Here is an 11,536-nt window from a genome sequence, read left to right on the forward strand (position 1 = left end):
ATGGTTGACCACGCTTTTCAAAGATCGTGAACTACATCTCCTCGTTGTGCTCGACGCACTCCGGACAAGTAACCTCATGGGCGCGGCATGCAGGATTAACCGAGCCCAGCCGGTCATGAGTGCGGCCTTGCCGGGTCGGGCGATAGGCAGTCATGCCCTGCCCTTCCTGCGGGTCAAGCACTCCGAAAAAACATTTCCCCCATAAATGCTAGATCTTCCGTTGCCTTTTCGCGTCACAGGCCGTCAAACGCCCGGCCGTTCACAACAGTGATCCGGCAAGTGTTTGGCTGCGCGAGACGATGCTGCAGGGAGTCGTCCTGCATGGCACTTCGCTATGATGCTGCGGTGCCGTCTAACGGCGCCTCGTGCTTGAACGCACTGAACGGCCACCGCGATCAAAATCGATGGTTCGAGGACCGTTGATCATCACCCCGCCAGCCTCGATCTTGTTTGCCGCCACGAGAGCGACACAGAGACTGCTGGTGAAGATGCCCGCCTGCCCGCTATGTTCCGGATGGTTGACCATCCCGGATGGACCCATCGAGGGTGTCAAGGCGAGCATGAGCACAGGCGCGAACAGTTCACGGGCAGGCGCGACGGTGGCCGCAAAGCAACGTCGCGCCAGCATGCGATCTCAGCAGGATCGGCACCATCCTGTCAGGGAGCAATGCGAGTGGCTGGCTTAGCCGCTGCGACGCTGCCCGGCATCGCGTTCAATTGATCTGGCGCCTTAAATGCAGGAAGGCTTCGCGGCCGGTACGAGGCGCATCCCTCCTCCGAAGCAGCACGCCCAAGTATCATCACAAGCCCCGAGCGCCCGCGTTCGGCGATGTCCAATTTCCGACAATGTCGGAATACAGTCAGATCTGCTGGATTGACTTTAAATGGTTTTCTCATTTGGCACAGCGCATGCTGGTTATCCGGAAACACGTGACCGACCAACAAGAAGTCGCATGACACAACCGAAGCCATCCATGTCTGACGGGCTGCCCAGGATACCTACTGCGACCGCGCTTGCCCGGTGACGACCGCTCCGGCTCCGCCCGTTACCGACGAGGCAAAGTGACGGATTTCCTGCGTTTCAACGACATGGAGGTGGTTGTCATTCCCGCTGGGGGACAGACTCGGCCTGTTCAAGGCATTGCGCGAAGGCGGCAAGATGACGGCCACCCGTGCGCGAACTCAAGGAGCGCAGCCTGTATCGTGTATCAGGCAAATAGGCCGTCGGTCAGTGACCTTGACACAGGGGACATGCGCAAGGTCCTGAAGTTTGATGCAGCGATAGAAGGGTGCCAATGACAACAATAGCTTACAGGAACGGAACCATGGCTGGCGACGGCCGAGCCTTGGGTTTTGACTCAGTATCCGTCGGTGAGAAAACGAAGGTGTTTCGCTTATGCGACGGCACACTCATCGGCGTTTCCTCTTCGTCCTTGGGTATTCCAAAGGCCGTTCGAGACTGGGTTGAGAAGGGCATGGATGTTTCTGATATTCCTGTGCCGCGCAACGACGACAATTTTGAATTTGAGGCGCTGATAGTGCGCAAAAATGGGGAAGCCGTATTGTTGGACGGCAATTGGCTGCCAAGTGATCCCGTGAAAGGTGAATATTATGCCATCGGGAGCGGCAAGCAGTATGCTTTGGCCGCGCTGGTTTTGGGCAAGTCAGCTAAGGAAAGCGTCGAAGTTGCCGCGAAACTCGACGTTTGGACTGGTGGCACAGTCACTGCCATAACTCACTAAACCCGCCTTTCGGCGGGAGTGTGACAGTGCGAGCGTGGAAGTAGGGCGCCACCCCGGGGCACGTCGAGCCCTGTCATGTGAGCTGGTCCATAAGCGCGCGAAAGCGTCCAGTTGTGGCCAAAAGCACGATTTGCGACAGAACCGGCCCGCTTCTATGAGTATGGGCCGCTTTTTGCGGCCAGCGTGCTTGCCATCCTGCCGCCAGTGGCCGTCGCCTTCTTCTTCCAAGGTTACCTCGTCATGAAGTAGAGCACCACGATCTTGTCGGAGAGATCGGAAGGCGGACGGCCCTTCCGTCCGCGTCGGCCAGTTCGAAAGGCGGCGCGGCCTGCTCGTCGATCGCCTGGAAGAACCTCTCCGCGCTGTCCCTCATCTTGTCGAGATCGGCGCCCGGATGGTGGGCCAGCGCGGAGGTCCCGAGGATCAGCGCCAGAAATTGAATCGCAAGCGACGGTTTCGCTTTCATGGACAATGCATTCCGGTTGGGGGCGTTCGAGGGCTCCGCGGCTAGGATTGGTCTCACTGTGTCTGCTCCCGCTCCCGGCGGCTCATCTGCCTGATAGGCGCGTTCCCGCTCGGGCCATGTGCTTTTGATGAAGGCCAGAACGGCCCGGATCTCCTCGTCGGTGAGGACATTCCCGAAGCCCGGCATGTCGCTCTGGTAGCCGCCGCCGACGACCGCGGCCGGTCCCGGCGCCGGCATGCGTCCCGAAGGCAGCGGGCTTTCCAATCGCGCTGACCTTCGCCTGGCTAAAACCGTCTTGCCTAGCGCTATCGCCGCGGCCGGGGCGCGGCCATCCGGTTGGCGAGCCAAGGCAATGTCCAGACCAATCCGAGGCCTGCCGCGGCCACGCATCGATAAGAGGACCGACGCCCTTCTCCTTTGCCGCCGCTGGAGAACAGGTATTTGATCAGCGCGGCCGTCCCGAGGACGAGCACGACGACGACAAGCAGCCACACCAGGCCCGTGCCGAACATCATCATGCCGCTCATGCATTCCATCATCGAAGCCTCCTATTCCGTGGCGTAGATGCCGCCGGTCGCGTCAGACTTTCGGATTTCGAGAATCTCGAAGGGCGCTTCCTTCGTGCCACTCATGCCGGGGGAGCCCATCGGCATGCCGGGCAGCGTCATGCCCTTTGATGTCGGGCCGCTCGGTCAAGAGCTTGTTGACCGTGCCGACCGGCACATGGCCGCTCACCACATAGCCGTCGATGAACGAGAGAAGGCAGCCATCGGCTTCCGGCGGAATGCCCTCTTCGCGGCTCATGGCGAAAAGGTCGTGAGTCGGCCTTGACGGTGATTCCTGGAAGGCCGATTCCAAGGCGAGCTGGCTTGAAGGCCGCGGTCCGGATGGTCGACTAGGCAGCTTGGTTCCACGATCGCAATGCTTGATCGCTTCATTGCAGGCCATGGGCTCTCGCCCCCTCCTTTTGCCACACGAGGCGCCAGCTCACGTGTTGTTGTTGGCGTGCGCCCCGGCAACCGCTTTCACCAGCCGCTCCAGCGATCCCGCGCGCTCCAGCTCCGCAAAGAATGATGCGGCGTGACGCTACCCAGCCGGTGCTTCTCGGCCTTCCAATTAAACTGTCTCGACGAAAGAGCCGTCTCCGTTGCTCCGGTCTCGGTGTTGAGTTCTCTAAGGCTGCGCCACACCTTGGTCCCCACGCCGGCAAATGATCTCACTATGCAGCCCGTGCTCGCACGCTCTCAAACTAATTACCGCTGCTGCAACACGCCGCCTGGCGGCCTGCACCGAAAAGCCGACAGGGGTGCATCTGAATAGCCGTGAACCCAGGTCTCAAAGACCATCCGGCGCGACGAGCGGACGCACCGCACGTGTGACACCCGCCTTGTGGGGCAGGGTTGCCTTTCTCAATCCCGGCGTTGGTCGGCGTCCCAATGAGCAGCAAGCTATTATCGGCCGCCGAATCTTAGTGGCTTCGTCGAGAGCCTCAATCAACCAAGCGGCGAAAGCCCCGCTAGAGTCTCCGCCCGCCTGTCGCTATGAAGCAGTTGCAGCCAGCGCTGCTTCAGGCGCATGAACTCGCCCGATGCAATGATTTCCGTCGCCCTGGGTCTTTCGAAGGGCACTGTTTCTATTCCCTTCTTCTTCGGCGCGCGGCTTGATGCCGACATACGGTTTCTTGACCTGCCGCCTGAACTGGCTGCCGAAGCGGGTGCCCCGCCAGCGACCCCGACAATCCCCTGTTCCGCAACTGCTGAAGAGCCGACTGCGCTCGCATCCCGATATTGCGCAACGGCACTATGCCGACATTCTGGAGACCGCAGCCGCATGAGCCTCGAGATGTTCCGCCGACCGTCGACAAAGGCGTCCTCTCGCCTGCGTCCGCCATTTGTCAGTGCTCGATCTGATTGGGGAGACGCCGGTCGTCGAACTGAAGAGATTCGATACCGGCAGGTGTCGTCGCTTCGTCAAGATCGAAAGCCAGAATCCCGGCGGATCGATCAAGGATCGCATTGCGTTGTCGATGATCGTTAATGCCGAACAGCGTGGCACGCGCGGGGCGGTACAATCATCGAAGCGACCGCTGGCAACACAGGGCTCGGCCTGGCCATCTGGCGGCACGAAGCGCGTGATCGCGTGTCCAAAAGCTGACAGCGTCAGACAAATGTCAGGTTCATTACAACCAACATCTGGGCACTGACGAGGTTTTTCGAAGCAATGGGCGCTAACTGCGCGCTGAGCGCGTTGGCATGGCTTTTGAGACTGAGTGACTGTGACTGCACTCAATGGGGCAAGACGAGCGATGCGCTCCTCCCTGAACCCGTGTGCCGTCTCTGAGAGGAAACCAGCTCGTGCAGAAACCTTTGGAAATAGCTTTGGACCGCAACGTGGTATTGCAGATGGAGTCCCCGGCTCCTTCGATTAGAGTCGAGAACTGGCTGCATGGCGAGCCCCTCACGAGCTTTGAGCCCGGCAAGTGTACATAGTCGAATTTTGGGCAACTTGGTGCGGCCCATGTGTGGACGGGATGCCCCATCTGATCCAGCTGCAGGGCGTCGCCAGGCGCACCATCTGGACAGCAGGAACTGGACTATGGGCAAGGTAACAGGCTTTCTCGAAATCGACCGGCAGGTGCACAAGTACCAGCCGGCCTCCGACCGCATCCGGCATTTCCGCGAATTCACGCTGCCGATGTCCGACAAAGAGGTCGAGAAACAGGCCGCGCGCTGCATGGATTGCGGCATTCCGTTCTGCCATGGGCCGACGGGCTGCCCGATCCACAACCAGATCCCGGACTGGAACGACCTCGTCTACAATGGCGACTGGGACAATGCGATCCGCAACCTGCATTCGACCAACAATTTCCCGGAGTTCACCGGCCGCATCTGCCCCGCACCTTGCGAGGAAGCCTGCACGCTGAACCTCGAGGACATCCCCGTCGCCATCAAGACGGTCGAGCAGGCGATCGCCGACAAGGCTTACGAGACCGGCCATATCAGGCCCTATCCGCCGGAGAAGAAGACCGGCAAGCGCGTCGCCGTCATCGGCTCCGGCCCGGCCGGCATGTCGGCTGCCCAGCAGCTCGGCCGCGCCGGCCACGACGTCCATGTCTATGAGCGCGAGAGCCGGCCCGGCGGGTTGATGCGTTACGGCATTCCCGACTTCAAGATCGAGAAGCACTATATCGACCGGCGCATCGAGCAGATGCAGGGCGAGGGCGTCACCTTCCATTGCGGCGTCAATGTCGGCGTCGACAAGCCGGTTGCCGAGCTGCTCGCCGAACATGACGCCGTGCTTTATTGCGGCGGTTCCGAAACGCCGCGCGCGGCCGGCATTCCCGGCGACGATCTCGGCGGCGTGCATGACGCGATGCCCTATCTGGTGCAGCAGAACAGGCGTGTCGGCGGCGAACCGATCCAGTCGGTGGCGTGGCCGTCGCATCCGATCCTCGCCGGCGGCCAGCATGTCGTCGTCGTCGGCGGCGGCGACACTGCCTCCGACTGCGTCGGCACCGCCTTCCGCCAGGGCGCGGTGCGCGTCACCCAGCTCGACATCCGGCCGCAGCCGCCGGAAAAGGAAGACAAGCTGTCGGTCTGGCCATACTGGGCGACCAAGATGCGCACGTCATCCTCGCAGGCCGAAGGCGCCGAGCGCGAATTCCAGGTGGCGACGCTTGAATTCATCGGCGAAAACGGCCAGCTGACCGGGGTCAAATGCTGCGAAGTCGACGAAAAGCGCAAGCCGATCGCCGGCACCGAATTCGTCATCCGCGCCGATCTCGCGTTCATCGCCATCGGCTTTGCCGGGCCAGCCGCTCGCGGGCCGGTGTCGGAACTGGCCGGCCAGATGAAGATCGCCATTGACAGCCGCCGCTCGAAGAATGTCGAGGCCAATGACCGGGACTACAGGACCAGCGTCGAAAAGCTCTATGCGGCGGGCGACGTGCGGCGCGGCCAGTCGCTGGTCGTCTGGGCGATCCGCGAGGGCCGCCAGGCGGCGCGCGCCATCGATGAGGCGCTGATGGGATCGAGCGTGCTGCCGCGCTGAGTCCGTCTCGAGACCCTACTTGTGCGGCCACCTGAAGGCGCTTTCCGCCCTTCCGCTGCCCCGGGCAGCTTACGGACTGATCGCCGTGGTCGTTTCGGTTGTGGCCCCGGCCGCAGGCTGCCGCCTTGGCGGCCAAGAAAAATCGTCGGCGCGGCCGGGCGCAGCAGCGGGCGCCTTGCCCTCGACGACGAATTTTTCACCGGGCCCGTCCGGCTTGGCCGGCGCTGCGGCACCGAGAAGTTCCGAACCGCCGTCGAGTGCCGGTGATTGCGAGTCGGCGTCGGTAGCCGGGTCGGCGGCCTCAGTCTTTTCCTTCGAGGGTGGACTACGTTACTGGCCAGTACCGGCAACGCATCGAAGGAACTTTACAATCATAAAGGTACGTCACTGGTCTCGCGGCTCACCTATGACGATCTAGACGCGCATTCGAGTCCACAATCCGACTGGCATTTTCGTAAAGGCCTCCTCGGTGCGGGCGGCATCAGGGAGGATTTTCTCATGACGAGGACTTCTTACGGAAATGGGGGGCTACTCAAACACATTCAGTGATCAGCGCGGGGGCGGCGTCAGCTATTTCACCGCCGATCTTGGATATAATTTCTTGAACTCACCGCGCTACCGCATCGGTGCTTTTGTTGGCAACAATTTCTGGCACGAGAGCTACGATGCTTTCGGTTGCACGCAGCAGGCGACCAACTGGGGAACCTGTGTGCCAACCGTCCCACCTACGTCAACCTCTCAGCCAGGACAACGATTGGCATTCGCTGCGACTCGGCTTGGCCGGGCAGACGCAACTCACCGAGCGACTCAGCCTTTCTGGTGACGTGGCGTTCCTCTTCACGCGGCTCGACGGCAAAGAGCAGCACCACATGCGCCCAAGATCAAGCTAATTCCCGAAGACGGCGATGGGCATGGCGTCCAGCTCGAGGCGGTGTTGCGGCCGTGGCGAATAACGGCACCGCTCATTTCGAAGAGGCAATGGGCGGTCGTGGTTCCCCGCAGGCCGACGATTGGAAGGCAAAGCGCTACGGCGTTTTCGTGCAGGCTAGCATCAAGTTCAACTGAGAGAGCAAGAACCGAGGAGAGCGGCGATGCCACTCCAGCTCATTACGATCATTGGATCAACAGAAGGAAGTTTTCCGAAGAGTTTTGCAAGCGTGCGCAAAGTCGCCAGACAAAGTTCTCTCGGTCCATAGTGTACGTGCCGTCACGCCCGTTCTCGACATGGTTGAATGATACGTCCCGCGCGATCGATCAAAGTCGTTTTTCATTGGTTTTCCGGAAATCGCGGGGAGCACAGCGTGCTGTGACCCTCGCCTGCTGGTTTTCTGTCAACGCGCAGATGAGGGAGAATGAGCGTACAGCAAAAATCATCAGTGCTGTCGCTTTCGCCAAAGCCCGCCGCAGCTAAACGGGGTCCCACGCCCGGTAGCGCCCCCTGCCGGTCACCTCACGGATGCCGAGTTCGGCACCAGCCCGAGCGCAGCGCGCTGGCTAATTTTCAGCTCGGCCGCGACCAGACCTGCCGACACCAGCGGCCGCGCCAGCACCAGCTCGATCAGCGCCGGCAGGCTCGAGTTTTTGCGCCGGTTCCTGAGCCGGCGCTCCATCTGGCTTTTGGCCAGCGCCTGGATGATTGCAAGGCTGAAACAGTCGATGGAACGCCCCTCCAGCGAAGCCGAACCGGACGAGGCGCGCGCGCCAGGTCCTTCGGCTGCCATCGGCACGCTGGGTTTAAGTGCTTGGGGTGACACGGCGTGATCTCCGCCGTTGGCGGGAACAGGGCAGTGCAATAGTACTGCCCTGTTCCTTTTGATCAGAGGCCAGTGCGGATTTCTTCGGCAAGCGCCCTCAACGTCGTCTCGACGTCATCGCCGTTTACCATCTTCTGCATCGCCACGGCCCATGCGTTCATGGCTTCGCCGAAGCCGACACGCGGTGTGAAAGCCAGCGCGGCTTGGTCCTGTATCTTTTTGAAGCTGTCAACGAAGTTGTTGAACTCGGGCTGCGAAGCGTACTTAGTCCAGGTGTCGTCTGCCAGGTCGACGTGCGCGGCGGATTGACGAGCTGGCCAGCAAGGGCACCCTTGAGCGCCACCTGCTTGGAGGTGGCCCACGGGATGAACAGCCAGGCCGTGCCCTTCTTTTCGGAAGCCGCGTTCATGGCGAGAGCCCAGATCCAGATGTCAGACTCCAAGCTCGTGGCGCTCGGTGCGTGCAGCGGCGGAGCGAAGGCGATCTTGCCGGATGCCGGCTTCCCCGCAACATCGTTCCAGAAGCCGAACATATTTGAGTCGATCGTCATCGCGCTGCGGCCGGACGCGAAGGAAGGAGCCGCGCACTTCTTGATCATGTCCACGTAATGTAGTCGTATCCAGCATCGGTAAGCTTCCAATCGCTCAGGTATTTGTCCAGCGGCTCCAGGGCGCCACTCGGAGCGAGGTCCTACGCGGGCTGAATGCCAGTGCCGAACACATCCCATGCTGGCGACTTCGTCGTCAGTTGGATCGTCATCTTGTTCCAGTAAGAATCGTCTGGGTAGAGTTCCGGCGTGACCTTGATGCCGGGTCAGCTTCTCGAACTCCGGAAATTGCGCAGCGAGAGCATCCGCATAGGGGTGGATGTCGTAGGCCCAAGTTATGCTGGTCCCTTCGAATTGACGCCAGTTCACGGTGTCGGCAGCGGCCGAATTAGTGAGCGATGCCGAGACGGCAAAAAACGCCAAGTCAAAAGCAAGCTGTTTGCGAAGCGACGCGCACCTGTAACGAGTACGGGGAATGAGCGACCCATGTAATCCTCCCTGGGGCATTTTGCCAATTTTTGGGTCCACTCCTCCATCCCGAGTTCGCTCATAGCCACAATAAGCGGTTTCCAACGAGCTCGCTCTGAATGCACCAGGCCAACTGGGTAAAAACGGGTAACCGGCACTAAAAGGCGTTGTAGTATCGCCACCAGAAATACTGCTCCGTGGTGCTGGCCTTTGCCTGGGGGCGCAACACGGCAACTACCCGCTCAAAACGGTTGGTCCTCTACCTCTTATTCACCGTCGCTTTCCTCGCGGCCTAACCCGGCCGGAATATCCGTTGCCAGAAAAAGGCCTCGCGGCCGGTTCGAGGCTCATCCCTCCTCCGAAGCAGCACGCTCAAGTATCGTCACAAGCCCCGAGCGCTTCGCGTTCGGCGATGTCCAAATTCCGACAATGTCGGATACAGTCAGATCTACTGGATTGCGTTTGAATGGTTTTCTCATTTGGCACAGTACATGCGGGTCATCCGCAAAACACGTGACCGACCAACAAGAGTTCGCATGATCACCTTACCACAACATACAGCCGCCGCGGAACAATCACTTGGCCCCTGATCGCCCACCCCGGCACCACAACCGGAGTCATCGATGTTCTGACAGGCTGCCCAAGGATACCTGCTGCAACAGGGCTTGCCCTGGTGACGACCACTCCGGCTCCGCCGGTTACCGACGAGGGCAAAGTGACGGATTTCCTGCTTTTCAACGGCATGGAGGTGGCTGTCATTCCCGACCACCGCGCCGGTCGTCACCCATATGGTCTGGTGCAGGATCGGCAGCGCGGAATGAGCCGCCGGGGATATCTGCATGTCTTCGAGCATCTGATGCTCAAGGCGCCTCATGACGAGCACGGCTCCGTCGCCTGGAGAGATTGAACCCAAAGGGAGATTCAGATGTCTGAAGCGAATCAGGAAAAGTTGGACGCATTCTTGGGGAAAATGGTCGGCGATCTCGGTGCGATCGCAACGGGCGCGGGAGTCCTGCTGGGGGACAGACTCGGCCTGTTCAAGGCATTGCGCGAAGGCGGCAAGATGACGGCCGCCGAACTTTCGACACGCACCGGCACCCAGGAACGCCTCGTAAGGGAATGGCTTTCCGGGCAGGCGGCGGCGGGTTACGTCGACTACGATGAAGCGAGCGACAAATTCTATCTCAACGCCGAGCAAGAGCTGGTGTTCGCTGATGAAGACAGCCCGGCCTTCATGGCAGGCGCATTCGAGTTCCTGTCCGCGCTGTGGCTCGATGAAGAAAAGGTGAGGCAGGCATTCCAGTCCGGCAAGGGCGTCGGGTGGCACGATCATAGCGCGTGTCTGTTTCGCGGTACGGAACGGTTCTTCCGTCCAGGCTACAATGCCAATCTGATCGACTCCTGGCTGCCGGCCTTGGAGGGCGTCGTCGAGAAGCTCGAACGCGGCGTGGACGTCGCGGATGTTGGATGCGGTCATGGTGCATCGACCGTGCTCATGGCACAGGCCTTCCCCAATTCGCGCTTCGTCGGCTTCGACTATCATGCCCCTTCGATTGAGCGCGCCCGCAAGGCGGCCGAGGTAGCCGGCGTCGGCGTTAACACGCGGTTCGACGTGGCGGCCGCCAAGAGCTATCCCGGAACCTATGACCTCGTCACATTCTTCGATTGCCTTCACGACATGGGCGACCCGACGGGCGCCGCCACCCATGTCCACGGATCGCTCAAGCCGGACGGCACGTGGATGATCGTCGAGCCGTTCGCGCATGATCATCTGGCGGCGAACCTCAATCCCGTCGGCCGCGTTTACTATGCCGCTTCCACTTTCGTGTGCACGCCCGCATCCGTGTCGCAGGAAGTCGGGCTCGCGCTTGGAGCCCAGGCCGGTGAGGCGAGGCTGCGCAAGGTTGTGACCGGCGGCGGCTTCAAGCGATTGCGTCGCGCCGCGGAGACACCGTTCAACATGGTGCTGGAGGCCCGCCCTTAGCGTGGCCGTCGCCAGAAATTGCAGCTCATCGCATTTGATGAAGATCACCGCCAAAAATCCGGACGCATCGGGCACATTTTCAAGGCGTCTGGGTTCACGCAGAGGTCGCTGCCGAGTTGTGTGCCAAGAGTCCCATACGTTGCGGCTCAGAAAGGACCCCACGCACGGCGACGAACATGCCCATAGCGATGGCCGCTATAATCACATATGTCCACCATGGCGCGTTCACAAAGCTGGTAAGCCACGTCGCACCGAACGCGCTTACGACAAAAACGAGAGCCTCGATAAAAAGACTGAGCCTGTACACATTCAGTCGTCTCATCCTCATACCACCCATCCAAAGACTGAGCTTGTTGCGCTACTGCGACAGAGCCTAACATATTGGAGAGTGCTCACTAGTCGACCGTGAACAATCCGAGCCCTAAGCGGCGACCGGCTTCGGCCGGATTTGAAGCAGGGCAATCAAGAGCGACAAAAACCCCTTCAGCCACCTGAGCAGGAGGGAGAAGTTGTAGCCGGCGGCGG

General features: G+C 60.7%; 9 protein-coding genes and 7 pseudogenes. 9 read left to right on the top strand and 7 right to left on the bottom strand.

Annotated features, from left to right (window positions below; translation table 11 throughout):
- A pseudogene (locus CK226_RS36125) lies at positions 1 to 205 on the top strand (hypothetical protein); the annotation flags it as partial.
- Between the two features lie 147 nt (positions 206 to 352).
- Here the strand turns inward: CK226_RS36125 and CK226_RS34155 are convergent.
- Complete coding sequence (locus CK226_RS34155; protein WP_063169403.1) at positions 353 to 628, bottom strand: hypothetical protein; 276 nt, start codon at positions 626 to 628, stop codon at positions 353 to 355.
- 697 nt (positions 629 to 1,325) lie between these two features.
- On the opposite strand from CK226_RS34155, the gene CK226_RS34160 reads away from it, so the two are divergent.
- Complete coding sequence (locus CK226_RS34160) at positions 1,326 to 1,742, top strand: hypothetical protein (RefSeq protein WP_063169404.1); 417 nt, start codon at positions 1,326 to 1,328, stop codon at positions 1,740 to 1,742.
- A gap of 238 nt (positions 1,743 to 1,980) precedes the next feature.
- On the opposite strand, the gene CK226_RS36200 is transcribed toward CK226_RS34160, so the two are convergent.
- From CK226_RS36200 to CK226_RS34175, 3 genes and pseudogenes are all read right to left on the bottom strand, one after another.
- On the bottom strand, positions 1,981 to 2,445 hold the full coding sequence (locus tag CK226_RS36200; protein ID WP_245437934.1) for a cytochrome c: 465 nt from the start codon (positions 2,443 to 2,445) through the stop codon (positions 1,981 to 1,983).
- A 68-nt stretch (positions 2,446 to 2,513) separates the two neighbouring features.
- Entirely contained in the window at positions 2,514 to 2,747 is a 234-nt protein-coding gene (locus tag CK226_RS35930; RefSeq protein WP_127312611.1) for a hypothetical protein, read from the bottom strand.
- Between the two features lie 9 nt (positions 2,748 to 2,756).
- Positions 2,757 to 3,036 (bottom strand): annotated as a pseudogene (locus tag CK226_RS34175) (DUF411 domain-containing protein); the annotation flags it as partial.
- Between the two features lie 801 nt (positions 3,037 to 3,837).
- Here CK226_RS34175 and CK226_RS35935 point away from each other — a divergent pair.
- The 4 genes and pseudogenes from CK226_RS35935 to CK226_RS34195 form a co-directional block, all read left to right on the top strand.
- A pseudogene (locus tag CK226_RS35935) lies at positions 3,838 to 4,042 on the top strand (isopenicillin N synthase family oxygenase); the annotation flags it as partial.
- Positions 4,043 to 4,050: 8 nt separating this feature from the next.
- Positions 4,051 to 4,320 (top strand): annotated as a pseudogene (locus CK226_RS34185) (pyridoxal-phosphate dependent enzyme); the annotation flags it as partial.
- A gap of 278 nt (positions 4,321 to 4,598) precedes the next feature.
- Positions 4,599 to 4,762 (top strand): annotated as a pseudogene (locus CK226_RS34190) (thioredoxin domain-containing protein); the annotation flags it as partial.
- A gap of 41 nt (positions 4,763 to 4,803) precedes the next feature.
- A complete protein-coding gene (locus CK226_RS34195) occupies positions 4,804 to 6,258 on the top strand; it encodes a glutamate synthase subunit beta (protein WP_063169408.1) in 1,455 nt (484 codons plus the stop codon).
- Positions 6,259 to 6,327: 69 nt separating this feature from the next.
- Here the strand turns inward: CK226_RS34195 and CK226_RS35940 are convergent.
- From CK226_RS35940 to CK226_RS35945, 3 genes and pseudogenes are all read right to left on the bottom strand, one after another.
- Positions 6,328 to 6,522 (bottom strand): annotated as a pseudogene (locus tag CK226_RS35940) (DUF459 domain-containing protein); the annotation flags it as partial.
- A 1,181-nt stretch (positions 6,523 to 7,703) separates the two neighbouring features.
- Positions 7,704 to 8,012 (bottom strand): helix-turn-helix domain-containing protein, encoded by a 309-nt coding sequence (locus tag CK226_RS36205; RefSeq protein ID WP_236473435.1) that lies wholly within the window; start codon positions 8,010 to 8,012, stop codon positions 7,704 to 7,706.
- 62 nt (positions 8,013 to 8,074) lie between these two features.
- Positions 8,075 to 8,374, bottom strand: coding sequence for a hypothetical protein (locus CK226_RS35945; RefSeq protein ID WP_224571022.1), 300 nt, complete (start codon positions 8,372 to 8,374; stop codon positions 8,075 to 8,077).
- A 3-nt stretch (positions 8,375 to 8,377) separates the two neighbouring features.
- Between CK226_RS35945 and CK226_RS35950 the strand changes: the two genes are divergently transcribed.
- From CK226_RS35950 to CK226_RS34220, 3 genes and pseudogenes are all read left to right on the top strand, one after another.
- Positions 8,378 to 8,620 (top strand): hypothetical protein, encoded by a 243-nt coding sequence (locus CK226_RS35950; RefSeq protein ID WP_224571023.1) that lies wholly within the window; start codon positions 8,378 to 8,380, stop codon positions 8,618 to 8,620.
- Positions 8,621 to 9,673: 1,053 nt separating this feature from the next.
- Positions 9,674 to 9,895 (top strand): annotated as a pseudogene (locus CK226_RS34215) (insulinase family protein); the annotation flags it as partial.
- Between the two features lie 57 nt (positions 9,896 to 9,952).
- A complete protein-coding gene (locus tag CK226_RS34220; RefSeq protein WP_024504268.1) occupies positions 9,953 to 11,011 on the top strand; it encodes a class I SAM-dependent methyltransferase in 1,059 nt (352 codons plus the stop codon).
- Positions 11,012 to 11,536 lie beyond the last annotated feature (525 nt).

Origin of the sequence: Mesorhizobium sp. WSM4311 (genome assembly GCF_002295115.1) — a bacterium.
Classification (GTDB): domain Bacteria; phylum Pseudomonadota; class Alphaproteobacteria; order Rhizobiales; family Rhizobiaceae; genus Mesorhizobium.